The organism is Halosimplex yunnanense (assembly GCF_054504345.1).
The window spans coordinates 715763-740880 of sequence record NZ_JBTJEL010000037.1 but is presented as its reverse complement, the minus strand read 5'-3'; the positions used below and the strand labels follow the sequence as shown (position 1 = coordinate 740880).

General features: G+C 63.6%; 30 protein-coding genes and 1 pseudogene. 5 read left to right on the top strand and 26 right to left on the bottom strand.

Going from position 1 to position 25118, the window contains the following annotated elements:
• Nucleotides 1–7 precede the first annotated feature (7 nt).
• The 3 genes from AB2U09_RS22565 to AB2U09_RS22555 all read left to right on the top strand — a co-directional run bounded on the left by AB2U09_RS22565 (nucleotide 8) and on the right by AB2U09_RS22555 (nucleotide 2075).
• Nucleotides 8–454, top strand: coding sequence for a low molecular weight phosphatase family protein (locus AB2U09_RS22565; RefSeq protein WP_459194999.1), 447 nt, complete (start codon nucleotides 8–10; stop codon nucleotides 452–454).
• A 46-nt stretch (nucleotides 455–500) separates the two neighbouring features.
• On the top strand, nucleotides 501–1004 hold the full coding sequence (locus AB2U09_RS22560; RefSeq protein WP_459194998.1) for a DUF7321 family protein: 504 nt from the start codon (nucleotides 501–503) through the stop codon (nucleotides 1002–1004).
• Between the two features lie 96 nt (nucleotides 1005–1100).
• Nucleotides 1101–2075 carry a D-2-hydroxyacid dehydrogenase gene (locus AB2U09_RS22555; RefSeq protein ID WP_459194997.1) on the top strand — a complete coding sequence of 325 codons (975 nt, stop codon included), beginning with the start codon at nucleotides 1101–1103 and terminating at the stop codon, nucleotides 2073–2075.
• On the opposite strand, the gene AB2U09_RS22550 is transcribed toward AB2U09_RS22555, so the two are convergent.
• From AB2U09_RS22550 to AB2U09_RS22515, 8 genes are all read right to left on the bottom strand, one after another.
• Nucleotides 2076–2489 (bottom strand): hypothetical protein, encoded by a 414-nt coding sequence (locus AB2U09_RS22550; RefSeq protein WP_459194996.1) that lies wholly within the window; start codon nucleotides 2487–2489, stop codon nucleotides 2076–2078.
• A 57-nt stretch (nucleotides 2490–2546) separates the two neighbouring features.
• A complete protein-coding gene (locus AB2U09_RS22545) occupies nucleotides 2547–3662 on the bottom strand; it encodes an SPFH domain-containing protein (protein ID WP_459194995.1) in 1116 nt (371 codons plus the stop codon).
• A 56-nt stretch (nucleotides 3663–3718) separates the two neighbouring features.
• Entirely contained in the window at nucleotides 3719–4315 is a 597-nt protein-coding gene (locus AB2U09_RS22540) for a DUF6663 family protein (RefSeq protein WP_459194994.1), read from the bottom strand.
• A gap of 126 nt (nucleotides 4316–4441) precedes the next feature.
• On the bottom strand, nucleotides 4442–5224 hold the full coding sequence (locus AB2U09_RS22535) for a methyltransferase domain-containing protein (RefSeq protein ID WP_459194993.1): 783 nt from the start codon (nucleotides 5222–5224) through the stop codon (nucleotides 4442–4444).
• Between the two features lie 97 nt (nucleotides 5225–5321).
• Complete coding sequence (gene asd / locus AB2U09_RS22530; protein ID WP_459194992.1) at nucleotides 5322–6359, bottom strand: aspartate-semialdehyde dehydrogenase; 1038 nt, start codon at nucleotides 6357–6359, stop codon at nucleotides 5322–5324.
• Nucleotides 6360–6491: 132 nt separating this feature from the next.
• Entirely contained in the window at nucleotides 6492–6683 is a 192-nt protein-coding gene (locus AB2U09_RS22525) for a 30S ribosomal protein S17e (RefSeq protein WP_459194991.1), read from the bottom strand.
• A gap of 87 nt (nucleotides 6684–6770) precedes the next feature.
• A complete protein-coding gene (locus AB2U09_RS22520) occupies nucleotides 6771–7478 on the bottom strand; it encodes an SOS response-associated peptidase (RefSeq protein WP_459195133.1) in 708 nt (235 codons plus the stop codon).
• A gap of 60 nt (nucleotides 7479–7538) precedes the next feature.
• Nucleotides 7539–7844 (bottom strand): hypothetical protein, encoded by a 306-nt coding sequence (locus AB2U09_RS22515; RefSeq protein ID WP_459194990.1) that lies wholly within the window; start codon nucleotides 7842–7844, stop codon nucleotides 7539–7541.
• 159 nt (nucleotides 7845–8003) lie between these two features.
• Between AB2U09_RS22515 and AB2U09_RS22510 the strand changes: the two genes are divergently transcribed.
• On the top strand, nucleotides 8004–8333 hold the full coding sequence (locus AB2U09_RS22510) for a DUF5658 family protein (protein ID WP_459194989.1): 330 nt from the start codon (nucleotides 8004–8006) through the stop codon (nucleotides 8331–8333).
• Nucleotides 8334–8357: 24 nt separating this feature from the next.
• On the opposite strand, the gene arlJ is transcribed toward AB2U09_RS22510, so the two are convergent.
• From arlJ to AB2U09_RS22455, 11 genes are all read right to left on the bottom strand, one after another.
• Nucleotides 8358–10112, bottom strand: a complete 1755-nt coding sequence (gene arlJ / locus AB2U09_RS22505) for an archaellar assembly protein ArlJ/FlaJ (protein WP_459194988.1) — start codon at nucleotides 10110–10112, stop codon at nucleotides 8358–8360.
• Nucleotides 10112–11788 carry an archaellum flagellar ATPase motor FlaI gene (gene flaI, locus AB2U09_RS22500; protein WP_459194987.1) on the bottom strand — a complete coding sequence of 559 codons (1677 nt, stop codon included), beginning with the start codon at nucleotides 11786–11788 and terminating at the stop codon, nucleotides 10112–10114. The genes arlJ and flaI overlap by 1 nt, the downstream gene beginning before the upstream one ends.
• 25 nt (nucleotides 11789–11813) lie before the next feature.
• Entirely contained in the window at nucleotides 11814–12575 is a 762-nt protein-coding gene (gene arlH / locus AB2U09_RS22495) for an archaellum protein ArlH (RefSeq protein ID WP_459194986.1), read from the bottom strand.
• The gene (arlG, locus tag AB2U09_RS22490; RefSeq protein WP_459194985.1) at nucleotides 12572–13018 is read right to left on the bottom strand and encodes an archaellum stator protein ArlG; all 447 of its coding nucleotides are present in this window, start codon (nucleotides 13016–13018) and stop codon (nucleotides 12572–12574) included. The genes arlH and arlG overlap by 4 nt, the downstream gene beginning before the upstream one ends.
• Nucleotides 13011–13142 carry a hypothetical protein gene (locus tag AB2U09_RS22485; RefSeq protein WP_459194984.1) on the bottom strand — a complete coding sequence of 44 codons (132 nt, stop codon included), beginning with the start codon at nucleotides 13140–13142 and terminating at the stop codon, nucleotides 13011–13013. Before AB2U09_RS22485 ends, arlG begins: the two co-directional genes overlap by 8 nt.
• Nucleotides 13139–13600 (bottom strand): archaellum stator protein ArlF, encoded by a 462-nt coding sequence (gene arlF, locus AB2U09_RS22480; RefSeq protein WP_459194983.1) that lies wholly within the window; start codon nucleotides 13598–13600, stop codon nucleotides 13139–13141. Before arlF ends, AB2U09_RS22485 begins: the two co-directional genes overlap by 4 nt.
• Nucleotides 13584–15233: a FlaD/FlaE family flagellar protein gene (locus tag AB2U09_RS22475; RefSeq protein WP_459194982.1), complete on the bottom strand. Its 1650-nt coding sequence runs from the start codon at nucleotides 15231–15233 to the stop codon at nucleotides 13584–13586. The genes arlF and AB2U09_RS22475 overlap by 17 nt, the downstream gene beginning before the upstream one ends.
• 219 nt (nucleotides 15234–15452) lie before the next feature.
• Nucleotides 15453–15974: a chemotaxis protein CheD gene (locus tag AB2U09_RS22470; RefSeq protein WP_459194981.1), complete on the bottom strand. Its 522-nt coding sequence runs from the start codon at nucleotides 15972–15974 to the stop codon at nucleotides 15453–15455.
• A gap of 3 nt (nucleotides 15975–15977) precedes the next feature.
• Complete coding sequence (locus tag AB2U09_RS22465; RefSeq protein ID WP_459194980.1) at nucleotides 15978–17192, bottom strand: chemotaxis protein CheC; 1215 nt, start codon at nucleotides 17190–17192, stop codon at nucleotides 15978–15980.
• On the bottom strand, nucleotides 17189–17548 hold the full coding sequence (cheY, locus tag AB2U09_RS22460) for a chemotaxis protein CheY (protein ID WP_459194979.1): 360 nt from the start codon (nucleotides 17546–17548) through the stop codon (nucleotides 17189–17191). Before cheY ends, AB2U09_RS22465 begins: the two co-directional genes overlap by 4 nt.
• 257 nt (nucleotides 17549–17805) lie before the next feature.
• A complete protein-coding gene (locus AB2U09_RS22455) occupies nucleotides 17806–18384 on the bottom strand; it encodes a DUF7500 family protein (RefSeq protein ID WP_459194978.1) in 579 nt (192 codons plus the stop codon).
• A gap of 148 nt (nucleotides 18385–18532) precedes the next feature.
• Between AB2U09_RS22455 and AB2U09_RS22450 the strand changes: the two genes are divergently transcribed.
• Entirely contained in the window at nucleotides 18533–19117 is a 585-nt protein-coding gene (locus AB2U09_RS22450) for an archaellin family protein (protein ID WP_459194977.1), read from the top strand.
• Between the two features lie 416 nt (nucleotides 19118–19533).
• On the opposite strand, the gene AB2U09_RS22445 is transcribed toward AB2U09_RS22450, so the two are convergent.
• From AB2U09_RS22445 to AB2U09_RS22415, 7 genes and pseudogenes are all read right to left on the bottom strand, one after another.
• A complete protein-coding gene (locus AB2U09_RS22445; protein WP_459194976.1) occupies nucleotides 19534–20637 on the bottom strand; it encodes a glycosyltransferase family 4 protein in 1104 nt (367 codons plus the stop codon).
• Nucleotides 20638–20921: 284 nt separating this feature from the next.
• On the bottom strand, nucleotides 20922–21479 hold the full coding sequence (locus tag AB2U09_RS22440) for a COG1361 family protein (protein ID WP_459194975.1): 558 nt from the start codon (nucleotides 21477–21479) through the stop codon (nucleotides 20922–20924).
• A gap of 163 nt (nucleotides 21480–21642) precedes the next feature.
• Nucleotides 21643–22602: an archaellin family protein gene (locus tag AB2U09_RS22435; protein ID WP_459195132.1), complete on the bottom strand. Its 960-nt coding sequence runs from the start codon at nucleotides 22600–22602 to the stop codon at nucleotides 21643–21645.
• Nucleotides 22576–22974 (bottom strand): annotated as a pseudogene (locus tag AB2U09_RS22430) (flagellin); the annotation flags it as partial. The pseudogene AB2U09_RS22430 and the gene AB2U09_RS22435, both read right to left, overlap by 27 nt.
• 238 nt (nucleotides 22975–23212) lie before the next feature.
• Entirely contained in the window at nucleotides 23213–23488 is a 276-nt protein-coding gene (locus tag AB2U09_RS22425) for a DUF7521 family protein (RefSeq protein ID WP_459195131.1), read from the bottom strand.
• 170 nt (nucleotides 23489–23658) lie between these two features.
• Nucleotides 23659–23994: an ArsR/SmtB family transcription factor gene (locus AB2U09_RS22420; protein ID WP_415382774.1), complete on the bottom strand. Its 336-nt coding sequence runs from the start codon at nucleotides 23992–23994 to the stop codon at nucleotides 23659–23661.
• Between the two features lie 173 nt (nucleotides 23995–24167).
• A complete protein-coding gene (locus AB2U09_RS22415) occupies nucleotides 24168–24893 on the bottom strand; it encodes an RAD55 family ATPase (RefSeq protein ID WP_459194974.1) in 726 nt (241 codons plus the stop codon).
• Nucleotides 24894–25118: the final 225 nt, after the last annotated feature.

Genomic DNA, 25118 nt, shown 5'->3' with positions numbered 1-25118 from the left:
ACACACAATGTCCACCGAATCCGACACCACCGACCCGACCCGCATCGCCTTCATGTGCGTCCAGAACGCCGGCCGCTCGCAGATGTCCACCGCATTCGCCGAGCGCGAGCGCGAACGCCGCGGGCTCGACGACAGCGTCGAGATCCTGACCGGGGGAACTCACCCTGCCGACAGCGTCCACGAAGAAGTGATCGAAGTGATGAGCGAGGAAGGGTTCGACCTCTCGGGACGGACGCCACGGGAGATCACCGTCGACGAACTCCGGTCGTGCGACCACGTCGCGACGATGGGCTGCTCGACGCTCGACGTCGGCACCGTCGGCGACGACGTGACCGTGGCCGACTGGGCGCTCGACGACCCCGACGGGAAGGACCTCGAGCGCGTCCGCGAGATCCGCGACGAGATCGAAACGCGAGTCGCGGCGCTGTTCGACGACATCGAGTCCGGCGAGTGAGGGGATTTTCGGCACGGTTTAGGAGGCATAGCGGATAGAGTCGGCCATGGTCACGGACAGGGTCGTCGCGACGGTCGTCTTGGTGGCCGTGACGGCGAGTTTCCCCTGCTTCTTCTACGGCGCCTGGTACATCATCGAGACCGAACCGGTCACGTGGAACGTGCTGATGCACCACCTGAAGTTCGTCCTGACGGGGCTGGTGCTGACGACGGTCCCGATGCTGACGTGGATGGCGCCGCGGCTGCTCGACCAGTTCGGCGGGTTCGCGATGGTCCACGCCTTCCTCGGGATGCAGGCCTACGCGATGCTCGCGTTCGGGCTCACCGGGATCGTCCGCATCTTCTCCGCCAAGCGGCGCCACGACCTCTACAACGACTACGACGAGGACGTGCTGCTCGACGAGATCGGCTCGGACCAGATGGACCACTGGCGCAGTCGCGTACGGATCGGCGTCTTCGGCTACGTGATCTTCTGGGTCCTCGCCTACGGCGCCGGCCTCGCCCGGTACGTCCTGCGGTACAACGTCCTCGATTTCGTCCCCGGACTCTGAGGACAGCCACGCCGGGAACGGGACTCGACGAGCGAAACTCGCCTCCCGGCGGCCGACGGATGGGGTTTTTGGGGACGCCCGTCGAACTCGCGCTCCATGACCGCCGATTCGACGGCCGATCACCCCGAGGTACTGGTGTTGCGACAGAATATCCACGGCATCTCCCCGAAGGAGTACGTCGCGGCGCTGCGCGAGCGGCTGCCCGACCGGGAGGTGGGATACGCCGCGACGCCCGACCAGGAGCGCGAGATGCTCCCCGATGCCCGCGTCGTGGCCGGCTTCTCCCTCGACGAGGACGACATCGCACGCGCGGAGAACCTCGACATGTTCGCGTGCTCGTTCGCGGGCGTCGACCACCTGCCCCTCGACGCGTTCCGCGAGCGCGACATCGCCGTCACGAACGCCTCCGGCGTCCACGGCCCGAACATCGGCGAGTACGCCGTCGGCGCCATCCTCACGTTCACCCGCGAGTTCCTCGAGTCGCGGCGCCGCCAGCGCCGCCGCGAGTGGCGCTCGCACAAGACCCACGAACTCGCCGACAGCACGGTCGCCGTCGTCGGCATGGGACCGATCGGTGAGTCCATCGTCCAGCGCCTGGAGGGGTTCGACGTCGAGACGGTCGGCGTCCGCTACACGCCCGAGAAGGGCGGACCGACCGACGAAGTCTACGGCTACGAGGACATCGGGGAGGCGGTCGCCGACGCCGCCTACGTCGTCCTCGCCTGCCCGCTGACCGACGCGACCGAGCACCTGATCGACGCCGAGGTGTTCAAGACCATGCCGACGGACTCCGTCCTGATCAACGCCGCCCGCGGCGGCGTCGTCCACACGGGCGATCTGGTCGACGCGCTCCGCTCGAACAGCGTCCGCGGCGCGGCGCTCGACGTGACCGACCCCGAGCCGCTCCCCGAGGACCACGAACTCTGGACGTTCGAGAACGTGCTCGTCACGCCCCACAACGCGGGCCACACGCCCGAGTACTTCGAGCGCCTCGCCGACATCGTCGCCGACGCGATCGACACGGCCGAGGACTCGGGCGAGTGGGAGGACCTGCCGAACCAGGTCGTCTGATCAGGGATTCGTCCCGTCGGACCGCCTGCTGACTTCTGTCGACTCGCGGTAGCCGTCGCGCGCTTCGAGGAACAGGTACCCGAGCGCGACCGCGCCGCCGATACCGGCGATCAGTCCGTCGGTCGTCAGGGGACCCACGGTGCCCGGGTCGGTCAGGACCGCGACCCCACCGAGGGCGACGATCACCCCGACGGCGGCGACGAACCGCCAGCGAGCGGAGACCGGGACGAGTCCGTCCTCGCCGCGCCACGCGAGGTAGAGGTGGGCGCCCGCGAGGACGGTGCCGTTGAACGCGACGAGAGCGAGGGCCGCGAGCGGGCTCTCGGCGTCGAAGACGAGCGGGGACAGGGCGGCCATGCTGGCGAACGCCAGCAGCACGACCGTCACGTGGACGGCCGTGTCTCTGGAGACCATACTCGACTGTCGGTGCGACTCCTGAAAAGCGTTGAGCCCGTGCGTCCGCGCGGACGGTTACTCCCGCTCGTCGATCACGTCGTCTGCACCCAGGTCTTCGCCCTCCTGGATGGCCTGGGCCTGCTCTTCCATCTCCTCGACGTCGATCTCCGTCTGTTCGATCTCTCCGAGAATTTCCGAGATATCGTCGAGGCCGAGCAGTTCGCGCGTCGCGGGGTCGAAATCGAGACTGTCGAGCGCCCCGTCGCCGCTCGCTCCGGCGGCCTCGGCCACGTCGCTACCGGAGAGGTGCTTGCCGTAGCGGCCGACCAGCGAGGTGAGTTCCTGGGGCATGACGAACGTCGTCGACTCGCCCTGGCCGATGTTCTTGAGGGTCTCCATGCCTTTGTCGACGATGGCCCGCTCGCCCATCGACTCGGCGGATTTCGCGCGGAGGACCGTCGAGATGGCGTCACCCTGCGCTTCGAGGATCTGGCTCTGCTTCGACCCCTGTGCGCGGACGATGTCGGACTGCTTCTCGCCCTGGGCCTGCTCGATGGCGGAGCGGCGTTCACCCTGCGCTTCGAGGATCATCGCGCGGCGCCGACGTTCCGCGGAGGTCTGTTGCTCCATCGCGTTTTTGACCCCGGCCGCGGGGTTGACCTCGCGGACTTCGACGCTCTCGACGCGGATACCCCACTCGTCGGTGGGTTCGTCGAGTTCCTCGCGGATCCGCGCGTTGATCGATTCCCTCCGCGAAAGCGTATCGTCGAGCTCCATGTCGCCCAAGACGGCGCGGAGGGTCGTCTGCGCGAGGTTGGAGACCGCTCGCTTGTACTCCTCGACTTCGAGGAAGGCCCGCTTGGCGTCCATGACGCGGATATAGACGACCGCGTCGGCGGTCACCGGCGAGTTGTCGCGGGTGATCGCTTCCTGCTGTGGCACGTCGATCGTCTGCGTTCGCATGTCGAACGGGTACGTTCGGCTCACGAACGGCGGGATGACGTGGATCCCGGGTTCGAGCAGCCTGCGGTACTCGCCGAAGACCGTCAGCGCCTCCTTCTCGTAGGCCTCGACGATCTCGATCGCCGAGTACACCGCCGCGATGACGATCAGCAGGAGCAACAGACCCACGACGAGCAACGGCGAAAGCCCGGGTAACGACTGGAGCGGAGCGATGACCGAGAGGCCCATACGTGTGCTAGAGTGTTACAGACAGATAAGGAATCGCACCGCTCGCACCGGCGGATTCAGACCAGCGGTTCCTCGGGCGCGTCGCGCTCGTAGGTTTCGCGGAGCGTCTCGGCGAACCGCCCATCTTTGTCCAGTGCGATAGTGACGACGGTGAATGCGCCGTTGGTCGGTCGCAGGACGAACAATTCGCGGGGTGCGGGTTCGGTGTCGGCCTGGTCGTTGATCCGATCGACGAGCGGTTCGAGCGGGCGGGCGCCTCCGCGGAAGTCGTCGAAGACGCTCGGCTGGCCGGCGTCGGCGAAGACGTAACAGACGCCGTTGACTTTGTTGTCCGTGTTGTACGTCTGGGTGGCGTTCATGCCTTCGCCGGCCGCTCGCGTCTCCTCCCAGAGGTTCTGCGCCACTTCGAAGATCGGGTCGGCGTCCGCGACAAAGGTGTAGAGCGTCGGGCGAACGACCGAGAGCGACCGCACCGCCGGCACCTCCGATCCCCAGTCGAGCGTGGCGTTCACGAGGTAGCCTGGGTGGAGGTCCCCGACTGGCGCGTCGTGGCCCTCGATCGGAACCGCGACGGTCTCGAAGGTATCGCGGTCGAGAAAGCGCCACGTCTCGTCGTCGCGACCGGGCAACACGCGGTAGGTCCCCTCGTCCATGGTCGTCCTACGCGAGGTGGCGGGAAAACGTCGTCTGTTCGGACCCACGAGTCGGACCCCGGAGCCGTTACCGGAGGGAGGAGAGTCGGGAACCGTTCTCTGGTCAGTTTCAAGCGGCCATGATCGTTACGCATCGCACCCTTCACGAGGTTTCTTCGCGATATAGAGGAACTGAATCCCGCAGAACAGGAACTCGTCGGCTTCGTCGAGCTCCCGGAGGTCTGTCTCCCACGCGTCGATCTCCGACTGATCGATAGCCGAATGCTCCGAGAGAATCTCCCTGCGGACTTCGATTCCCCGTTCTACCTGTTCGTTAATCGCTGTCTGAACTATCGGGACGGCGTGTACATCTGAGACCGTGAATCCCACAGCCGGAAGGAGACTCCGCAAGCGAGCGCCGAGGCGGTCGTCTGGGCGAACGTCTCGATACGCGGCTTCGATGCGGTTCATCCGGTCGGGGTCGCCGGAATGTAACACCTGGGTATCCGAATCGCCCGCGACGACTGCGAGTCGCCCACCGGGTCGGAGTACCCTGTAGAGTTCCGAGAGCGCGGCGTCGACGTCGTCGACGAACTGCAACATCTGCTTGGCGACGGCGGCGTCGAACCGCCCGTCCGCGATCGGAAGGTCGGTGACATCTCCTAGTCCGAACGAGACCTGCGGACGGTCCGCGCACCGGCCACTCGGGGCCCGCAGGGTCGCTCCGTTCACGTCGACACCGAGAACGCGTCCCTCGTCGCCGACGTCTTCGGCGACCTCGGCCGTCTCGAATCCCGGCCCACACCCGACCGACAGGACGGACTCCTCGGGGGAGAAAGCGAGAGCGGTCACGACGAACTCGCGGAGGGCCTCGGCGCTCGATACCGTCGATATCCGCTCTAGCATCTCCGTTTCGTCGCGGTCGGACACGTTCGTCACTTCGGAGGCGGCACTAACGACAGTACGTTTCGACGCAGTTTCTGCGAGGACTCGGAAAAAACGCGGAAGCGGTCGACCGTGGAACGGACTACAGGTAGCCGGTGTCGAGCAGCAGTTCGCCGTTCAGCACGCTGGCGCCGGCAGCGCCGCGGAGCGTGTTATGGGCGAGACAGTTGAACTGCAGACCGTGGGTGGTCTCCTGCACGCCGCCGACGGAGACGGTCATGCCGTTGCCGAGGTTGCGGTCCATGCGAGGCTGGGGGCGGTCGGGCTCGTCGAAGACCTCGATGAGTTGGTCCGGCGAACTGGGGAGGTCCAGCGACGGGTACGCCTCCAGCGCTTCCTCGGCCTCGGAGGGACTGAGGTCTTCTTCGGTGTCGGTCCAGACGTTTTCGAGGTGCCCGTCGATGGTGGGGATCCGGTTACACGAGGCCGAGACGTCGGCGTCGTGCCACTCGACCTCGGCGCCGTCGAAGGTGCCGAGGAGCTTGCGGGACTCGGTCTCCATCTTCTTCTCTTCCTTGCCGATGTGGGGGATGGCGTTGTCGATGATCTCCATCGAGGAGACGCCGGAGTAGCCGGCGCCGGAGACGGCCTGCAGCGTAGCGACCTCGATGCGCTCGAGGCCGCCGGCGTCGTCGATGGCCGCCAGCGGCGGGACCATCGTGATCGTCGAGCAGTTGGGGTTCTTCACGAGAGCGCCGTCCCAGCCGCGCTCGTCGCGCTGGACCTCGATGAGGTCGAGGTGGTCGGCGTTGACTTCGGGGATGACCAGCGGCACGTCGTCGTCACTGCGGGCGTTCGAGGAGTTCGAGGAGACGACGTAGCCGGCCTCACAGAAGTCTGATTCGACCCGCTCGCCGACGCTGGAGGGGAGCGACGAGAAGATGAGTTCGACGTCGTCCGGAACGGAGTCGGGGTCGGTCGCGCCGACTTCCATCTCGGCGACGTCGTCGGGGATGGGCGCGTCGATGCGCCACTTGCTCGCCTCGCGGTACGTCTTGCCCGCGCTCGATTCGCTCGCGGTGAGTGCCTCGATCTCGAAGTCCGGGTTGGGGTCGAGTAACTGGATGAGTCGCTGCCCGACGGCGCCCGTCGCGCCGAGGATGCCTACGTTGACAGTCATTGATCCGGGATAGAGAGACGCCTCCTCAAAACAGTTTGGATACGTCTACCACGGTCAGGAACTATCATGCGCTTCGGGGCCGCGCGGCGCAGCCGCTCAGACGGCGACGGACGAAGAGAGAAAGAACCGCGCCTACGCTTCCGCGGGCTGGGCGTTCTTGCTGGTCACGTAGCCGGCGATCCGGTTCCGGACGCCCTTCGATTCGACGTTCGTGAGTTCGGTAACGACGTCCTTGTTGTGCTCGAAGTCGTCACCGAAGGCGTTCGGATATCGCTCCATCAGCATCTTTGCCGTCTTCTTGACGTAGGCGGGTTTGATGGCCATACTGGTCCTTTCAGCGCTCGCGCCCTAAAAGGATTCGAATCTGCGTGCCGGCCGGCGACCGGCGTCCAGCAGGCACATCCCCTCGAATCAGGACTCGGCCTCGACCGGTTCGAGGACGCCCGGCGAGTCGTTCGCGGGATCGTTCACGGCGGTCGAAACCGGATAGGCACGCATCCCCTCGTCCGGATACGGGTCTAGCAGCGACTCGACCTCGTCGGCGTCGCCGGCAAGCCAGCGGTCTTCTTCCTCCGGTCCGAGGATGACCGCCATCCGGTGGTGCAGGTCGGCGATCGTGTCGTTGGGCTCCGTCGTCAGGATCGTGAACGTCTCGACGGTATCGGGGTCGGCGTCCGGCTCCGTGCCACCGCCGAAGTCACCGAGACCGGTCTGGGTCTGCGGGGGCGTCCACCGCGTCCAGAGCCCCGCCATCGCGAAGAGTTCGTCGTCGCCGAGCGTGACGCGGTACGGCTGTTTCCCGCCGGATTCGGTCCACTCGTAGAAGCCGTCGGCGGGGACGAGACACCTGCGCTGCTCGAAGGCGTCGGCGAAACTGCGCTTCTTTCGCACAGTCTCCGCGCGTGCGTTGATGAACTCGAACGCTGATCGGTCCTCGGCCCACGAAGGGACGAACCCCCACTCCATCCGCTGGATGGTCTCGGACTCCTCGCCCGTGACGACGGGGAGTTCCTGGCTCGGTGCGGCGTTGTACCGCGGTTCGAACTCGAAGTCGAAGGTCGCGTCGAACCGCTGCTCGATCTCGTCCGGCGGCGCGAAGAGACTGTAGCGGCCACACATACCGATCGCTTCGGCGTCCAGCGCCATAACGGCACAGTCTCGTCCGTCGAAATCAGGGGATCACTCGTCGAGGGCGGCCGCGAGGAGGTTCGCGTCGGCGACGAGTTTGAACAGCGCACCGACGACGCCGCCGAAGAAGAACGTCGCCCCGACGAGAACGATCGCGAGTCCGATGAGCCGGCGAATCATCCGCGCGAGACCGCCGAAGACGTACGGGTCGACGAACATCGAGAGGCCGATCGGGAGCAGGAGCGTCCCGACGAGATAGAGGATGATGAGCCTGCGCATCTCCGGGTGGAGCGCGTAGGCGACGGCCGAGTCGAAGTCGACGGGCGAGCGCGCGAGCGTGTCTTCCGGTTCCGACATGGCCCCCAATGGCAGAGCACACTCATAGTAATTGATGGCTGTTCACCGACTATCGCGCGGCCATCCCGCACGTCAGGCTCCGCATTTGGCCACGGTAGCCGGTCTGTACTGGCGGTAGTCGTCCGATAGCAATGACAGGTGCGACCCCACCTGTGATCGATGGCAACTCACGGGGGAACGCGAACAGATCTGGCGGGGGGCGTGTGGGCGGTCGCACTGCTCACGTTCGGGGCGTTCGACGTCGTGCTGACCGCAGCGGCCGTCGGGACCGGGATAGCCGCGGAGGCACACCCGCTCGTCCGTGCGGGGATCCAGCGGTTCGGCCTGGCGATCCTCCCGGTCTGGAAAGCGGTCCTCCTCGCCGGGTTCTACCTGCTGTACCGGGCGACGCCGCGACCGTACGACGTTGGCGTCCCGATCGGACTCGCGACGACTGGCGTCGCCGTCGGCGTGTGGAACGTGGCCGTGGTCGTCCTCTCGGTCACGTAGGCCCGCTCGCGAAGCGCGGAGCCGCTAGATGGCGAGGAACTGCGTGACCAGCCACTTGGTGGCGGCGCCGGTGATCGAGCCGATCCACGTGAGCGCGACGAAGTGGATGTACGTGTTGATCTTGTGCCCGCCGTCGACCGTGCGGACCATCAGCGCGGAGAGCATCCCACCGAACATGATGATGATGACGAGGAGGAACTCGATGAGCGGGATGTTGTAGGACGCGGTGTTGATGAGACTGCCCGCGTCGAAGCTACTGGAGGACGAATCGAGGTCGAGGCTCATCGAGGCGAGGATGTTGACGACCTGGAGGCCGATGAAGAAGGCGAACGTCGAGGCGGCGGTGATCCCGTAGAGGAGACCGATCATCGTAGTGGTCGCCTGCGTCCGGCGCTGGCGGAGCTGCTGGACCTCCATCATGTTCTCTGAGATGAGTTCGCCCAGCAGTTTGGGGTCACCGCCCATCTCTCGGCCGATGAGGTACATCTCGGAGAACTTCTGGATGAGCGAGGAGCGGCACTCGGCGGTGAAGTGGCGCCACGCCTCGGTCGTCTCGATCCGCATGTTCAGCCGCTTGTAGAGGTTGTCGACGTCGTCGGTCAGCGGCCCGAAGTCCTTCTTGCGCAGCGTCTCCAGCACGGTCGAGGTCGTCGACTGCTTGGCGCCCTCGGTGGCCCCGAGCGCGCGGATGAAACTCGGGAACTCCTCGTCTCTCGCCTTGATCTTCTTCTCCTCGGCGTTGACGACGATCCCCGGGATCAGCAGGGGCAGCGTCGGGATGGCCGCGTAGAACGGCAGCGGGAGGGGATCGACGAAGAAGACCACGTCGTTCAGCGTGAGCGGGCTAACGCCGAGCATCCCTGCGAGCGAAAACAGGAGCAACAGTCCCGAGAGGGCCGAGCCCGCGATCGTGGCGTTGCGGATCTTCTCCTCGACCGGCGAGTCCTTGTCTTCGGGGTGGTACCAGAGGGGGTCGTGGGGCGCCATCGAGCGGATGGCGAGGTAAAACCCCGACTGGACGAACACGTAGAGGACGATGACGGCGCTGACGGTCATCGTCGGGTTCGTCCCCGTGAGGACGGGGAGGACGACCGCGAACACGAGGGCGAACGTCATCGAGAGGATCATCGACAGGTAGAGGTCCTTCATGACCTCCAGGTTGTCCAGCGTGCCCTGGTAGACGGTCTTGTAGTTCTGGATGATCTGGCTCTGCTCGGAGACGAGGTAGTCGTCGAGCGCCTGCCCGGCGCCGAGGGTGTAGCCGAGGCGGTCGAAGAAGTCGGAGACGGGCTCGCTGGGGACCTGTTTCGCCCGGCGGCGGCAGGCGTCGTCGAGGCTCTGGTTCCACGTGTCGACGAGTTCGACGACCCGGCCGATCTCGGCGGCCATCTCGCCGTACTGTTCCTGTTTCGCGAGCTGGCGGAACACCTCGATGCGGTCGATGTTGGTCGTCGACAGGACCGTCATGTGGGTGACGACGAGGTGGAACTGGTTGTTGAGTTCGCTCTTTCGCTGCGAGAGCAGGATCTTCGGGTAGAACAGCGCCGACACGAACATCAGCAGACCCAGCAGGGGGATCGGCCCGCGGATCATCAGCGGGAGATCGAGCAGGACGCTGATGCCGACAGTGACGAGGAAAAAGAGCGCCGAGGGGGCGAGGATGACGCCGAGGTACCGGTTCAGCGGCATCGGCATCTGCTGGTAGGCGTCGATCAGCCCCGAGAGGGCGCTGGTGACGGTGAGTTCGAGGTCGCCCGCGGGTTCGTCTGCTGACGCCATCAGTTCTCCCGATGGATGTCGAAGGGGAGGCCTTCGACGCCGTCGCGGTGGAAGTCCTCGATGAGTTCGTTGACCTCGTGGTAGCCGAGGATGCCCTCCTGGATGGCGCGCTCGATGACGCTCGCGCGGAAGTTCAGATCGTCGTAGATGTCACGGGTGTCCTCGTACCCCAGCAGGGTCGCGATCTGCTCTTCGAGGACGAAGGAGTTGTTCATCCCCTGGAAGACGATCTCGTCCTCGACGGGGTCCCAGTAGAACGACTGCCGGGTGACGACACCGTCCATCTCCTTGGAGTAGCCCTCGATCTCCTGGACGGACGTGACGCGACGCAGGACCTGATCGCCCTGCTTGACCCGGTTCTGGAACAGCGCCACGTCGGCGACGTCCATGAACGTCTCCGGGACGTTGATCGGTTCGCCGGTAAAGCGCTGGATCATCGAAACGATGTCGCTCGCGTGGAACGTCAGCATGACCGGGTGGCCGGTCTGTGCGGCCTGGAAGGCCATCCGACCCTCTTCGCCACGAACCTCACCGACGATGATGTAGTCGGGGCGGGAACGCAGCGCGGCCGCGACGAGGTCGAACATGTCGACGCTGGACCCCTCGTCTTCGCCCTCTCGGGTCAGGAGCTTCTGCCACGTGTCGTGGGGCGGCAGGACCTCTGCGGTGTCCTCCGCGGTGTAGATCTTCGCGTCGCGGGGGATGAACGCCATGATGGAGTTCAGCGTCGTCGTCTTCCCCGACGCCGTCTCCCCGACGACGAAGACGGTCTGCTCGTTCTCGAGACAGAGCCAGAGGTACGCCGCCAGTTGCGGCGACAGCGTACCCCACTTGGTAATCTGGAAGATCGACAGCGGCACGTCGTCGCCCTGACGGATGGTGAGCGAGGGGCCCTTGACCGAGACGTCGTCGGAGTAGATGAGGTTGAGACGCGACCCGTCCGGCAGGGTGGAGTCGACGATGGGGTCGGAGTCGGAGACGGGGTCGCCGATGCGCTCGCCCATGTTCTTGAGCCACTGGTCGTACTCCTCGGGAGTACCGAAGTCGACCGTCGTCGAGAGCATGCCGTAGACGGCGTGGTCGACGTGGCACTCGTGGGGGCCGATGACGTGAATGTCCTCGTTCGCGGGGTCGCGCATGACCGGTTCGAGCGGGCCGAGCCCGACGATGTCGCGGTTGAGCCGGTAGAGGATGTTCTCGTAGGTGTGTTCGTTGACCTCGACCGTGCCGAGGTTCGTGAGCTTCGAGAACCGCGAGAGGACGCCGCTCTCGTCGCTCGCGCCGCTTTTGACCGTCGTCGACTCCTGGAGGAGTTCCTCGATGCGGTCGTCGTACTCGTTGTCGCTGGTCGGCGCGGGCTTGGAGACGCTCTTCTGGAGGAGCTTGTTGCGGACCTTCTCGAAGACGACCTTCTCCTCGTCGTCGAGTTCCGGCTCGATGGCGTAGTACTTCATGTCCTGCCCGACGTCCCCATAGATGTGGCAGAAGATGGGGCCACCGACGGGGTAGAGGACGTTCGGCCGGTGGGACTCGTAGTCGTCGTCGGCCTCCTCGATGAACGTGGGGAACTCCCCGGTGATCTGCTTGAACTTCTTCAGGTGGTCCATCAGGTGGGGCCGCCGCGACGCGACCTGCCTGAGTTCGTCCGAGGGTTTGGGTCGTCCGTGGTCAGTCATGTGTGTGCTGTGCTCCGTGAGTTGGTTATGCGACGCTGCGCGATTCGATCACGATGCCGGTACCCGAACGGACCGAGTACCCGATCGAGTCGCCGACCTGCTCGCCCATCCCGGCAAAGCGGAGGACGCTGATCTGTCGGCGGACGTCGTTGCCGACCTCGACCATCTCCAGTTCGAGGAAGACGTCGGCGATGGCGCGGAACGGCCCGATGGCCTCCTCGTCGAGCGTCGAGGGGTCGACGGTGAGCATGATGACCTTCCCCTGGGAGATGATGTCCCGGAAGAAGGAGATGATCTCCAGGGCCGCCTGGCGCTCGTCGTTCTGGCGGACCAGCGCCTCGAACTTGGGGTCGTTGCGGAGGATTGCGTCGAACGTGTCGATGATGACGACCTCCGACTCCCACATCACCTCCGCTTCCATGAGCCGCTTCAGTAGTTCCTTGCGGTCGCCCTCGTCTTCCTGGCCCGAGAACGTGTTCCCGTCGCCGATGTCGGCGTGCAGGAACAGCATGTTCTCGTCGAGGAGGTGCTCGACCATGCCGTAGTCCAGCGAGTGCATCTGGTCGAGGAAGCTCCCGACCGTCAGCTCCGTCGAGAGCATCGTCACGGTGTGGCCCTCCTCGCAGAGGCCGTAGCCGAAGCGCTGACTGATGGCGGACTTGCCGGCCCCGTAGTCGCCCTCGACGAGGACGATGCTGCCCGGCGGGATGCCCCCGCCCAGCTCCTTGTTCAGTCGGTCGCGCTCCTTCAGTCCCAGCGAGAGTAGATCAGTCGTTGCGATGCTCATGTTCGGAACTCGAATACCTCCTCGTCGCCGTTGACGACCACCTTGACGCGGTGGTCCTCGTTGGTTCCCAGCGATGCCTCGATGTCCAGTCGCACCACCTCGCCGGGGCCCCAGCTCGGCGCGCCGTCGAGCAGGGTCACCACCACGTCCGACTTGAACAGTCCGTCGACGAAGACGTCGACGGCCCGACTGTCGGTGGCGAGCGTCTCCGACCCGGTGTTCTTGACGTGGATCGTCACGTTGTTCCCGTCGTAGATCCCGTCCGAGCCGCTGTCACTGATGATCTCGACGTCGGTTCGCACGTCCTGACTCACCTGGAGCCCCTGGTCGTCGATAGCGTTGCTCAGCTGTCCGACCGTATCGGTGAACACGCCCGCGACGCTCGCGGCGACCAGCATCGACGCGATGAACAGGATCATGTGCGAGACCGAGACGCTAGCCATGGCGAACCACCTCCGCCGTGTGGCCCCCGATGGCGCCGACGTGTAGCCCCAGGCCACGGGCGATCAGTGGCTCGCCGCCGACTGGCGACGGGCCGTCGGTCGAGCGGGCTGGCACGGCGATCATGGTCCCGTCACCACCGTGCTGTCGCTGACACCCGTCTCGCTGGTGACTTTCACCCGAGTCGGTTGGCTCGACTCGTTGAACTCCACGAACAATCGCTCGCCGGGGAGCCAGAGGTCGGTGGCCGCGTCGCCGTCGACGGTCGCGTTGTTCTCCCAGCCGGTCTCGTAGTCGTTGTCGATCAGGACGTCCGTCGGTCGGACCGAGAGGCTGGTCGACCCCGTGTTGTTGACGCCGAGATCGATCAGGTACCAGGTCCGGCCGTTGTGGTTCTTCGTCGTGTAACTCGCCGCATCGATGGCGATCGCCGTGTTCTGCTGGGCGAGCACGTCGTCGCTGTGGGCCTGCTGGGCGTCGGTGACGCGCTCGAAGCTGTTGGTGGCCGCCGTCTGCCACATCCCGAAGGCGATGAACAGGCCGACGAAGACGATGGCCGCCGATCCGCTAACGCTGAAGCCCATCGGCACCACCTCCGCGCCGCCCCGACAGTTTCGAGAGGGCGACGGCCTCGGCGGCGTCACCGTCGAGCTGGCTGATGTACCGCAGGCTCTCGGTGTGGTGGTCGATCGTCAGTCCGCCCTCGCCGCCGGAGCCGTCGAACCCGCGCAGGTACGTCTGCAGGTCCTCGGCGACCGGTTCGGACACCCAGTCGATCGTCTCGTAGTAGTCGATGGCGCGGGCGGCCTCGCGGACGCCCACCTGCTCGACGAGGTACTCCAGCCACTCGACGACGACGAGTTCGCTCGCCAGCCCCTCGGGCATCGTCGTCAGGTACGGCTTGCCGTCGTCGTCGGCGTCGTCCGCTCCGGACGCGTCCACGGCTCCGGTCGCAGTGGACTCGGCAGCCGCCGATTCTGCGTCGGTGTCGGTCGTCGACGCCGAATCGGTCTCGGTCGTCGCCGGTTCCGGCTCCGGGTCCGGTTCGGGCTCCGGCTCGGGTTCCGGCTCTGGCTCCGACGCAGGTTCGGGTTCCGGCTCGGTCTCGATAGCGTCGACCTCGTCACCCAGTCCGTCGTCCTCGCCGTCGAGTCCGTCGTCCTCGATGACCTCGTCGAAGAGGTCGTCGTCGGCGAGGTCGTCGTCCGCCGAGTCGTCGGCGTCCAGTAGTTCGTCGGCGTCGCCGAGGTCGTCTTCGAGCGCGTCGTCCGCCTCGAGGCCGTCCTCCTCTTCCTCGAGTTCGTCGGCCCATTCGGCGTCGCCGGACTCGTACTCGTCTTTCAGTTCCGCGAAGGACTTGCCGCCTTCGCCGTCGCCTGTTGATTCGCTCATGTCCTCACTGTCTCCGTCGAGGTCGTCAGCCCCGTCGTCGAAATCGTCGAAGTCGTCCAGATCGTCGCCCTCGTCGAGCGACCCGTCGTCGAAGGTCCCGCCGTCGTCCTCGAAGTCGCCGAGGTCGTCGTCCATGCCGCCGCCCATGACGTCGTCGACGCTGCCCTCCGGAGAAGCGTCGTCCTCGACGAGGTCCTCGTCGAAGAAGCCCTCCGCGTCGGCGTTGGCGATATCGTCGTCGAGGTCGTCGTCCGACTCCTCGTCGCCGCCGTCGTCGAACAGCCCGAAGTTGCCGCCACCGCCCCCGGCGCCGCCCATCCCGCCGGGCTCCATGTCGTCGGCGAACGGGTTGACGCCGCGGGTCACCATCTCGTAGATGTCCAGCAGCTTCCGCACGTTCTCCTCGACGTCGTCGACCGTCTCGGCGATCTGCTCGTTTTCGTTGCGCACGGTGTTGACGGTCGAGGAGAGGCTGCCGACTTCGGTCTCCAGCTCGTCGAGCCGGTGTTCGAGTTCGTCGGTGTCCGAGCCGCCCTCGTCCATATCGCCGAACCCGTCGTCACCGAACTCGCCGAAGTCGTCGCCCTCGTCGTCCAGCCCGCCGAAGCCGCCGAGCTCGTCGTCTTCGTCGCCCTCGTCGGCCATCAGGCCGCCGTCGGCCATGCTTTCGTCATCGTCGTCGCCGTCGTCGCCGTCGCCGAAGATGTCGATCATCTGCCGGATGCTCATCCCGACGGCGCCGGTAGCCAGCATCGCCACCAGCGCAGGGATCGCCTCCGACGCGCCCGGCGCGATAGGGCCGAACGACTGTGCGACGAGGCTCATTACGTCAGAGAGTCCACTCTGGTACCCTTCAATGTACCGTTTCTGGTATCATTACTGATAACAAATTCGTTAATACGACCTTACCGACGTTGAACTAACGGTCCGACCGAAGAAAGAAACGTCAGACGAAAATTTCGGCAGATTTTCGGCGAAAGCAGTGTGTTCCCTGGAGAGATGCGCGCGCCCCCGTCAGACACGCGTCAGACCTACGTTCCTATCCTATAGTGTGATCGCGTCACGGTTCGCGCTTTTGACGATGAGATCGCCGGTCGCCGCTTCGAGTCGGAGCGACCGGCCGTGGTCGCCTCCGACGTCTTCGCCGACGACGGGGATCTCGAACTCCTCGAGCGTTCGACGGCCCATCTCGACGTTACGCACGCCGATACCCGAACCGTTCTCGGAGAAGTCGAGCATGTCGCTGCCGCCGGCGATCTTCGCTTCCATCCGGTCGCGCTCGGCGCCGTACTCCTCCATCTCGTCGACGAGTTCGCGGATGCCCGAGTCGGCGAACTTGGCGCCGTTTTTCCCTTCCATCTCGTCGATCGAGGGGAGCATGACGTGGAGCAGCCCCGCGACGTCTTTCTTTTCGTCGTAGACTGCGACCCCGAGACAGGAGCCGAGGCCGCTCGTCGTCAGGATTGCGTCGCCGCTGGCGATCTTCGACTCGGCGATCCCGACCTTGATCCGCTCCGGCTGGGCCGTCGGTTCGCTCTCGGCCGTCGTCCCGTCGTACACCTTCATGTCTCAGAATATCTTTTCCACGTCGGCTTCGGTCTCGTCGGCGCGTTCGACGAGTAGCTCGTCGAGCGCCTGCCGTAACTCGGTTTCGTTCGGGAGCGCGTGGATCTCGGCGCCGAACTCGATATCGTCGGTCCGCATCTCCGAGTCGATGATGAACGCGTGCTCCTGGTGTTGGCCGACCTGCGCCGCGAGCGGATCCACGATGGCCCGACCCATGTCGTGGACCAGTCGCGGCGGCGTGTGCTCGACCGACGTCTGTAACACGTTCGCCCAGCCGTCGACGAACCCGGAGGTCATGATGTTGCCGAGCTCCTCGATCGCCATCTCGTGTTGCTCGGTCAGTTCGTCGGCGTCCATCTCGACGGGCATCATCGCCTCGGCGATGTGGACCGCCGACGCCTCGTCGAAGAGCACGAGGAGGAAGCCGCTCGGCACGCCCGTGAACTCGACGACCGTCCCGACGTAGGTGTCCGTCCCGACCTGCTTCGGTACGTCCTCGATGGGAGCGAAGCTCAGCTGGGTCACCTCGGCCTCCGTCTCGATCCCGGTCATCATCTCGACGTTGGCGGCGGCCTGTGCGGTGCCGTCCTTCGTCATCTCGTTGAAGACCTCGAGCTTGTCGACCGGGATCGCGTCGTCCTCGGTATCGGTCGTCTGCGACATCACGTCCGCGAGCGGTCCGTACTCGGGGAACATGTAGATGTAGAAGCTCACGGACTCCCCGACCCACTCGATCTCGCTTTTGAAGACGAACACGTGGTCGCGCTCCTCGTCGCTCGGCGGTTCGGGCAGCATCGCGGTCCCGTCGCCCTCGACGTAGTTCGGCGTGGAGTGCTGGATGGTCGTTTCGAGGAAGTCGGCCCAGCCGTCGATGAATCCGCTCATCATGATGTTGCCGATCTCCTCGACGCTCGATTTCGCCATGTCGGGGTCGTCCGAGCCGCCGGGGACGAGCGAGTCGACGATCGTCTCGCTGCCCGCGCGGTCGAAGACGAGGACCGTGTCGCCCGCCAGTTCACCGTCGAAGGCGAACTGGACGCCGACGTAGTCGCCGCCCGCGAGCTGTTCGCCCACGTCGGCGCGGTTGACCAGCGTGATCTTCGTCACGTCGACGGCGGCGTCCAGGCCGGTCATCTGGCACAGCGACTGGGTCGCCTGCTCGGCGCCCTCGTGGGCCAGACGGTTGAACGTCCCGAGCGACTGGACGTCGATCTTCATGAGGGGACGACGTCCTCGATCGCTTCGATCACGCTCGGTTTCTGGAACGGTTTCGTGATGTACCCGTCCGCGCCGGCCTTGACCGCCTCTTTCATCTTCTCCTCCTGCCCGACGCTCGTACACATGATGACGTTCGCGTCGGGGTTTGACGTCTTGATCTCGTCTGTCGCCTCGATCCCGTCACGAATGGGCATCACGATGTCCATCATGACGAGATCCGGGCTGTGCTCCTTGTACGTCTCGACCGCTTCGACTCCGTTTTCCACCTCCCCGACGATGTTGTGGTCTTCTTCCAGTATCTCGCGTAGCAGGTTTCGCATGAACTCCGAGTCGTCGGCTATCAATACGTCTGACATTGGCCTCTCACCTCTGTGGTACTGTGAAACCCAAGATAAACTCTTCCCGTAAATTATCGTCATTGATAGCAATACGCGGCGCCAACGCGCCGGGATCGGCGACGCGGGGTGCAGTTTGAACGGCCGTCGTGGACCGTTCGATACCGATTGCCGGAGCCCAGAACGGACGTAACGGACACCGGAATACGCGGTGAGGATACAGCGCAAGCGGTCTACGGCGTGAATCCGGCGGTTCGGATCCGTACGGATCCGGCGAATCAGATCCGGAATCCGTCCTCGTCGCCGACGGCGGCGATGAGGTCGGCGATCGAGTCGTCAGGGGACAGCTCCGTGGACTCGAGCAGGCGGCGGAGGCTCGCCGGCGGGTAGCGGACCGGGACGTTCGCCTCCATCAGGAGGATACCGAGGACCTCCTCGACGGGGGTCTTGCCGTCGATCTGCTGGGCGTACCAGAGGACGAGGCTCTCGAAGATCGTCGCCACGTCGTTCGAGACCATCTGTCGCTGCTGGACGGACCCGTCGAAGGTCGCCGTGATGTCGAACCCGTACCGCGACCCCGATTCCTCGAACTGCGTCTCGAGGAACTCGTGGACGTCGCCTTCAGTGAGTTCGGGGGATCGGTCTGTCTCCTCCGTCGCCGGTTCGGCCGGCGACGGGGAGGTCGCGTCGGCCCCGTCGTTTACCGTCGGGACGTCGTCGATCGGGCCCCCGGGAGAGACGACGTACCGGCCGTCGTCGATCTCCGCGACGTGCTCGTCGTCAGTGATGTCGAGTTCGTCGGGCGAGAGGACTCGACCGTCGTCGGTTTCCCCACTATCGTCGGGACCGCTTGCCATACCCTCCGTTATCCATGGTGGATAATAACTTCGTCGCCGCGACGGGGCCTCCGCTGTCCGTCGCTGGAAGCCTATGGAGATCGCTATAGCGCTGGTGCCCCCTCGGAACCGTCGACACCGTTATCCCCGTACACCATAACTTCCATCCGTGTACCGCAGGGACCGAGTATCGGATCTCGAGCGGCCCGATCGCCGCGGGCAGGGCTCTATCGGGTCGTTGATCGTGTTGATCGCGGCGCTGCTGATCGCTGCGACAACGGCGGGCGTGTTCCTCGAGGTCACCGGCAACTTCCAGCAGGATACGGAGGCCGTCGGCGACCGAGGCGCCGACCAGATCTCCTCTCGGATCGTCGTCGTCGGTACCACCGGGTACGTCAACAACACGGCCGAAACGGTCGACAACGTCACGCTCGTCGTCCGTTCGGACAGTCAGCACCTCGACCTGTCCGACGTCGTCGTCGAGTCGCCTGTGGGGTCCGCCAACAGCGCCGGTTCGACATCGGCGATTACCATCGAATCCCTCTCGGACGACGACGGGTCGCTCGATCGCGGCGTGTTGAACGCCGGGGACGACCGGGCGGGCATCCGGATCGAACTCTCGGAAATCGGGATCGGTTCTCTCTCGGCGGGCCAGAGCGAACGGCTCCGCCTGATAGCTCCCGACGGGGCGTCGACGGGCGTTCAACTGACCGTGCCGACGTCGCTTGCCGGTCAGGATACCGTCTCGCTGTAGCGGGGCGGGCCGCTTCCGGGACGGTCAGACCGCTGTCGTTCCGACCCTTGCAGTGAGAACCCCCGTGGATATCGCCGGCGTGACTGATTGGCTACCCAATCTCGAGTGTCATAGAATGGTTTGTAAGGGAGTCGGTTTCAGGACCATCGAGCCTGAATTTCCTGCTCAGTACGTGTGCGTAATGATCATTGTCTATTCCCACGATGAGAATCCGGAAAGCTAGATTCAGAGATGTTTAAACAAGTGGTAGAAAACTGTGTGGTGTATCCAAATCCACTCAGAAGCCAATCACTGGTCTGAAAATGATAGTTTTGGGGGGGAACCAGATGGCTTTTTTGGCCGGTTCATATCCAGGGTATTCTCAAACTGTTATCGGGGTGAGTGATTACTATAATTGGGATGTTTGATAAGTACACTCACAGTTCACCGTTCGTAATATCCTCGTACAGCCGAGCGTATTCCTCTGCGGCGTCTGACGCTGTAAACAACTTGGCTATCCGTTCGCGCGCCTGCTGCGCAAGCGCCTCTCGTTGCTCACTATCGTCATAGAGGGATTCCAAAGCATCTATTAAGCAATCTTCATCACTCGCATCAACGAGTACCCCCGCGTCGCCGACGACCTCACGGAGGACAGGGATGTCGTTCGTGATAACGGGGGTGCCAGCTGCCATCGCTTCCGCGTTCGCCATCCCAAACCCTTCGTAGTGAGAGGGGAACGCAAACACATCAATTGCGTTATAGAATGCATACACATCCGCTTGGTCAGGCAGCCATCCGAGAAAATGCACGTGGTCAGACACTCCCTGGGCGCGGGCACGCGACTCTAAGGCTACACGTCGTGGCCCGTCGCCAGTGAGAACAAGATGTATATCATCGGTGTTGCGCTCAGCGACAAGGCCTGCAATGGCGTCGATGAGGGTACTAAGGTTTTTCTGGGGTACGAGGCGACCGCCCGACCCTATAATGAAACCTGAGGGAAGTTCTGGTGGATCCCGACTGTCAATTGCGTGATCGATTCGGTCAAGGTTTGTGCCGTAAGGGATTATGGCGCGTGTTGTGTTTGCAGCGTTTAAGAGCTTCCTTTCCCAGTGAGGAAAGCTGTCGTTGGTTGCTTGCGAGTTGCTGACGACGACTTCTCGAAGCGTGCTTGAGGCCGCGTTTATGAGCGTTTTCACCGGTCCGTATGCTGTGTGGGGATTGTGTTCCGTTTTGATAACGGGTATATCTAAGAGTGACGCGATGACAGTTGCGCCTGCGCCGACTGCTATCGGATGCACATGCAGGAGGTCTGGCCGGACAGATTTTAGACGTTGATAGAGTTGATAATATCCACGGGGGTCGAATCGAGACGCTGCGTTAAGTCCAATGGGGGACAGGCCGTAGGGGGTTCCCTGTGGCGATCCCCATGCCCAGACATCGAGTTGTACGTCATCAGTTTGGGTTGTGGCGGCTGTTTCGAGCGGTGTGTTTCCCTCCGTAGCCCCAGTCAGGAGAACGACCACGTGCGTCGAATGATCCATAGTGTTACGAACCCATTACTGTTCTTGATGTTAAAATCGCGGAAATACGATCCAAAAAACGGTTGATTTCTAATAAGCCACGGCCGTGGACAGTGAGCGGATATTGGTGTTTCCGGACGACTGTCCCGCGTTGTTAGAGATGTCCCCTGCCCGAGAAAGTGTCATTTCGTCATATATTCACCATACTGACCGAAACTGGGGAGTGAAAAAACGGGCACGTGAACCGGTACCTGAAACTCTGATCCGATTGGCTATCGTCCGGAGAGAACGACAGAGACGGCCAGCTATCGGAGTTGGCGGTACGCGACCGCACCCATCCCAACGAGCGCGACGACGAGCGCGAGCAAGGCTATCTCGACGCGGTCGACCGGACCGCCCAGTCGGGCCGGGACTTCGTCGACAACTTCGACTGTCACCGGGTCGGACGTATCGTACAGTCCTCGCGTCTGCCGGTCGACGAGCTGGACCTGGAAGCCGTGGGTCCCGGTGGTGTTCGCGTCGAGCGGCTGGGAGACCGACGTCGACGCGCCGGGTTCGATCGCCGGCTCGCCGATCGCGAACACGCCCGTATCGTTGCCTGGATGAACGACGTTCAGGACGACTACCGGCGAGGCCGTCCGGTTGCCGACGTTCTCTATCGTCGCCGTGACCTCGCCGCTGTTACCGGCGACGAGTGGATCCTTCGACACCGACAGATCGGTCACACACACTTGGGAGCCGTTCACCACTCGGCACTCGTCCTGGGTCGCCGTTCCGTCCTGGGCTGCACCGACGCCGACGAACGCGGCCAACGCGACAGCCGCGATAATCAGCGCGATTCCGAAACCGTCTCTGGTCGACATACCCCTCGCTATCCCAGAGGATTACTAAAGGCTTCCCGCCGGAGTATCATCGGCGAAATTGTGGCGTCGTTGCCCCTCTCAGGCCGGGAGAATTATCGATCCGTAGCGACGCCACTCGGCGGTGGAGTTCAGGCAAAAAGCCGAAAGAGAAAGCGAGAGCTGCTTACAGCGAGACTGCTTCCTGGTTCGCCAGCGAGTCGGGCACGCGGACGAGCAGGGTCTTGGTCGCGCCGGACGGCGTCGTCATACTGATCTCGGTGGTCGTCCCGGGGTCGAGACGGCCGGGGTCGATGACGATCTTGAAGCGGTCACCGCTGGTTAGGACAGGCACGGTGCCGTCCTGGTCCTGCACGGCATTGATGGCGAACTGCTGGTTCTCGATGGTCTGTTCGCCGTAGGTCAGCTGGTGGCTACCGGACGGCGAGTTCATGTCGATGACCGTCTGGGTCATGTCGATGTCGTCGGCACCGGGGCTGGACGCGACGAGGATGTCGACCTGCGCGACGGCGTTCCCGTCGGTGAGGCTGCGGACGAACAGGAACCGGCTGTCTGTCTTGACGAAGTTGGCGCTCGCGCTCACGGATGCCGAGTCACCATCGGTGTCGAGTGCGACGGAACCTCCGGAGTCGGCGCCGAGCGTCCCCTCCGCGGAGACGGTGATGCTCGAACCGGTGTCCTCGTTAGTGACTGTGAACTCCTCGCTTTCGGAGTTGGGCGAGAACGTTAGCGTGTCGTCGACCGAGACGCCGAGCGTCTGGCTTTCACTGTTCACCAGGTCGCCGCCGGCGGTACTGACGGTAACTTCCTCGCCGTCGCTGATGACGAGGTTCGTTCCACTGCCACCTTCGAGCTGGATGAAGGACTCGGTCCGGGATTCGGCGTCGACAGCGACTGCCAGCGTGTTGCCGGCGGTACCGGGCTCGGTGAACGTACTCGTCGTGAGCGTGGTCTCACCGAAGATGTCGTCGGAGTAAGTGTACTCGAACTGGATGTCGTCAGCGGTACCGTCGGATTCGAGCTGCAGATCGTTGCTCGCGTCGAAGGAGACGGACGAGCCCGTGTCAGTGTTCGTGACGCGGATGTACGTGGTGTCGCCCTCCTCATACTGCTCGAACTCCAGCACGTTGGTGTCAGACACCGTGATCGAGCCAGACGTACTGGAACTAGTGACGATGACCTGGTTGTCACCGGTCGTGACTGATGCGGTCACTGTATCGCCCGAGTCAACCGGGACGTCGCCACCGATAGTTACCAGATCGGCGCTCGATCCGTCACCGCCGGCGACGATGCCTGTCGTCCCGATGACTTGCAGCTGGTTGGTTACTTGCTGACTGCTCTCCTCGCCCGTCTGCTCCGCACTCGACTGCAGGAAGCCGGCGGTGTTGATCAGCACACCGGCGGCGATGGCGGCGACCAGAACCATCGCGATGAACACGATGAGGGTCCCGATCCCGACCTGCCCGCGGTCGTTTCGTTTCTGTGTATTGTCGAACATTGTTGTTCAGTCCGCCCGAGCGCACGGTACGGCTCGGACTTACCACCGGATTTCGAGTTCCCGGTATTAAGCCTACCTTACCAAATATCGATAGTGAAAACAGTATCAAACGGCACAAATGTCGATTTCATCCGCGAAAATGCTGCGTAGAAAGTTTAAAACAGATAAATTCATTCGCGGCCAAACTACAAGTATCTATATCGAATCTTGGAACAGAATTCCGGTTCGGCTCTGCCTGTCACTCGTAGATGACCAGACTGTACATGACGAAGAGGAACCCGAAGGTCGTCAGTCCGCTGTTGACCAGCAACAGCGAGCGCGGGCCGGTGAAGTTCGTGATGAACGCGCTGATCATCGTCGCTGCCGAGCCGGCCACTGCCAGCGAGAACCCCAGCGAGAGGTGGAGCATTGCCTGTCTGGACGTCTGGACGTACGCGCGCATGGCCATCCCGACCATCGTCATTCCGGCGACTACGAAGACGATCGTCGATACGGCGTAGAGTGCTTCGATCACTGTAACCACGTTAATTCGGGACTTCTCGACATCCGGTATTAAATCCACCCTCAAAAATATCCCTCTTGATAATCGGCTGGAAAAACCGGATGAACCGGCCGATCTGGCGGTAAAACGATGGAAGGCGTCGGCCGGCGACTGCGGGCTGGGGACGGCTCGCGTGCGCGAGACTAACTCTCCGAGAGGGTCCGCCACGCTTCGTCGAGTTTGTTCGTGACCTCCGAGCGCTCCTCGATATCGACGGTCAGCGACTCCTCGAAGTCGATGTGTACAGTGTCGACGTTTCGGCGGTACACCTTAATACGCCGCCTGTCGTCCGAGAGGATGTTGTCGTGAAGCTCGAGCAGATCGTGTTCGGTCAGCTCGTCGATCCGTCGGTAACAGGTGGCGATCGGAATCCCCAGTTCGTCGCTCAGCTCCTGGGCGGACTGGGGCTCGTCCGTCGCGTCCAGGATCTCTGCACTGTATTTGTTCCCCAGTGTTTGTAGGATCTCGGCTGAAGCCATCCGTTATCAAAACGTATATTCACCAGAGTATAAATCTATCGCTGCTGGTACGGCCGGATTACGCCGCAGATCCGAACCCTTCGCGATATCCGGAAAACGGCTGCTTCAGGGCCGTATGAACGTATTTCACCGAGTAATAACCGATTACAAACGTGAAAATAGGGCCGCGAAGATTACAGCGGCGTGTCGTCTTCGCTCATCATCGAGAACGCGCTGGCGTTCTGATGGACGCGGATACCCCCCTGGGAGATCTCCATCGGGAAGATGTCCGTCTCGATGTCCTGCTTGCGCATCTTCGCCACCCAGACGTACCGGTTGACGCCCGACTCCGTCGGCGTCTGGATCAGGTAGATGTTTCCGTCGGTCAGGTAGTTCTCCAGCCCGATCTCGGTCTCGGGGAACACTGCACCCTGCTCGTTGGTCATCAGCGTCGTCAGGTCGTTCTCGCTCAGGATGTCGGTGAACTTGAGGAGGTACGTCCGTTTCTCCTGCTCGGTCTCGAAGAACAGCTCGAACATCGCGAGCGAGTCGAGGACGACCCGGTCGTAGTCGTTGTCCTCGAAGTCGTCGAGCAACAGCTCCAGCGACGAGGAGAAGTCGTTCTCCCGCAGCAGCACCTTCTTGTCGTAGACCTTGATGTCGCCGTTCTCGACGTGTTCGGCCCAGTTGTCGAACCCGAGGGACTCCGCGGCTTCCCGGAGGTCCTCCTCGTCTTCCTCGAAGGTGAGGTAGATGCCCTTCTCGTCGAACTGCTCGACGCCGTTGTAGATGAACTGCAGACAGAGGATGCTCTTGCCCGCCCCCGGGTTCCCGCTCACCAGTGTAGTCGAGTTCTTGACAATACCACCGTTCAGGATTTCGTCCAACCCGTCGATGCCGGTTTTCGTTAGTTCGATCATGTCTTCCGTTGATCCCCGCGGCGTTCGGCTTGTGGACCGTCGGTCGTCTTCGGTAAAAAGTCTTGTTCATGCGAGTAGTTACGACGCTGACGCCAACGCCCGGACACCCCCTGCCGACCGGATCTCCGCTCCCGGCCCGGCCGGGTCGATCGAAGCAGGTGGAGAGAGCGGTCTGCGGAACGCCGACTGCCAGTACGCACACACGGGGATGTCGGCGGGACGAGC

Bases quoted from the DNA above. Each gene is read 5' to 3' on its own strand.
- flaI (WP_459194987.1), bottom strand. From the start codon at position 11,788: ATGACTGACCACGGACGACCCAAACCCTCGGACGAACTCAGGCAGGTC.
- AB2U09_RS22560 (WP_459194998.1), top strand. From the start codon at position 501: ATGGTCACGGACAGGGTCGTCGCGACGGTCGTCTTGGTGGCCGTGACG.
- arlH (WP_459194986.1), bottom strand. From the start codon at position 12,575: ATGAGCATCGCAACGACTGATCTACTCTCGCTGGGACTGAAGGAGCGC.
- AB2U09_RS22550 (WP_459194996.1), bottom strand. From the start codon at position 2,489: ATGGTCTCCAGAGACACGGCCGTCCACGTGACGGTCGTGCTGCTGGCG.
- cheY (WP_459194979.1), bottom strand. From the start codon at position 17,548: ATGTCAGACGTATTGATAGCCGACGACTCGGAGTTCATGCGAAACCTG.
- AB2U09_RS22465 (WP_459194980.1), bottom strand. From the start codon at position 17,192: ATGAAGATCGACGTCCAGTCGCTCGGGACGTTCAACCGTCTGGCCCAC.
- AB2U09_RS22545 (WP_459194995.1), bottom strand. From the start codon at position 3,662: ATGGGCCTCTCGGTCATCGCTCCGCTCCAGTCGTTACCCGGGCTTTCG.
- AB2U09_RS22445 (WP_459194976.1), bottom strand. From the start codon at position 20,637: ATGGATCATTCGACGCACGTGGTCGTTCTCCTGACTGGGGCTACGGAG.
- asd (WP_459194992.1), bottom strand. From the start codon at position 6,359: ATGACTGTCAACGTAGGCATCCTCGGCGCGACGGGCGCCGTCGGGCAG.
- AB2U09_RS22555 (WP_459194997.1), top strand. From the start codon at position 1,101: ATGACCGCCGATTCGACGGCCGATCACCCCGAGGTACTGGTGTTGCGA.
- arlJ (WP_459194988.1), bottom strand. From the start codon at position 10,112: ATGGCGTCAGCAGACGAACCCGCGGGCGACCTCGAACTCACCGTCACC.
- AB2U09_RS22525 (WP_459194991.1), bottom strand. From the start codon at position 6,683: ATGGCCATCAAACCCGCCTACGTCAAGAAGACGGCAAAGATGCTGATG.
- AB2U09_RS22475 (WP_459194982.1), bottom strand. From the start codon at position 15,233: ATGAGCCTCGTCGCACAGTCGTTCGGCCCTATCGCGCCGGGCGCGTCG.
- arlG (WP_459194985.1), bottom strand. From the start codon at position 13,018: ATGGCTAGCGTCTCGGTCTCGCACATGATCCTGTTCATCGCGTCGATG.
- AB2U09_RS22470 (WP_459194981.1), bottom strand. From the start codon at position 15,974: ATGAAGGTGTACGACGGGACGACGGCCGAGAGCGAACCGACGGCCCAG.
- AB2U09_RS22565 (WP_459194999.1), top strand. From the start codon at position 8: ATGTCCACCGAATCCGACACCACCGACCCGACCCGCATCGCCTTCATG.
- AB2U09_RS22485 (WP_459194984.1), bottom strand. From the start codon at position 13,142: ATGATCGCCGTGCCAGCCCGCTCGACCGACGGCCCGTCGCCAGTCGGC.
- arlF (WP_459194983.1), bottom strand. From the start codon at position 13,600: ATGGGCTTCAGCGTTAGCGGATCGGCGGCCATCGTCTTCGTCGGCCTG.
- AB2U09_RS22440 (WP_459194975.1), bottom strand. From the start codon at position 21,479: ATGTCGACCAGAGACGGTTTCGGAATCGCGCTGATTATCGCGGCTGTC.
- AB2U09_RS22415 (WP_459194974.1), bottom strand. From the start codon at position 24,893: ATGATCGAACTAACGAAAACCGGCATCGACGGGTTGGACGAAATCCTG.
- AB2U09_RS22420 (WP_415382774.1), bottom strand. From the start codon at position 23,994: ATGGCTTCAGCCGAGATCCTACAAACACTGGGGAACAAATACAGTGCA.
- AB2U09_RS22520 (WP_459195133.1), bottom strand. From the start codon at position 7,478: ATGTGTGGCCGCTACAGTCTCTTCGCGCCGCCGGACGAGATCGAGCAG.
- AB2U09_RS22510 (WP_459194989.1), top strand. From the start codon at position 8,004: ATGGCAACTCACGGGGGAACGCGAACAGATCTGGCGGGGGGCGTGTGG.
- AB2U09_RS22455 (WP_459194978.1), bottom strand. From the start codon at position 18,384: ATGGCAAGCGGTCCCGACGATAGTGGGGAAACCGACGACGGTCGAGTC.
- AB2U09_RS22515 (WP_459194990.1), bottom strand. From the start codon at position 7,844: ATGTCGGAACCGGAAGACACGCTCGCGCGCTCGCCCGTCGACTTCGAC.
- AB2U09_RS22540 (WP_459194994.1), bottom strand. From the start codon at position 4,315: ATGGACGAGGGGACCTACCGCGTGTTGCCCGGTCGCGACGACGAGACG.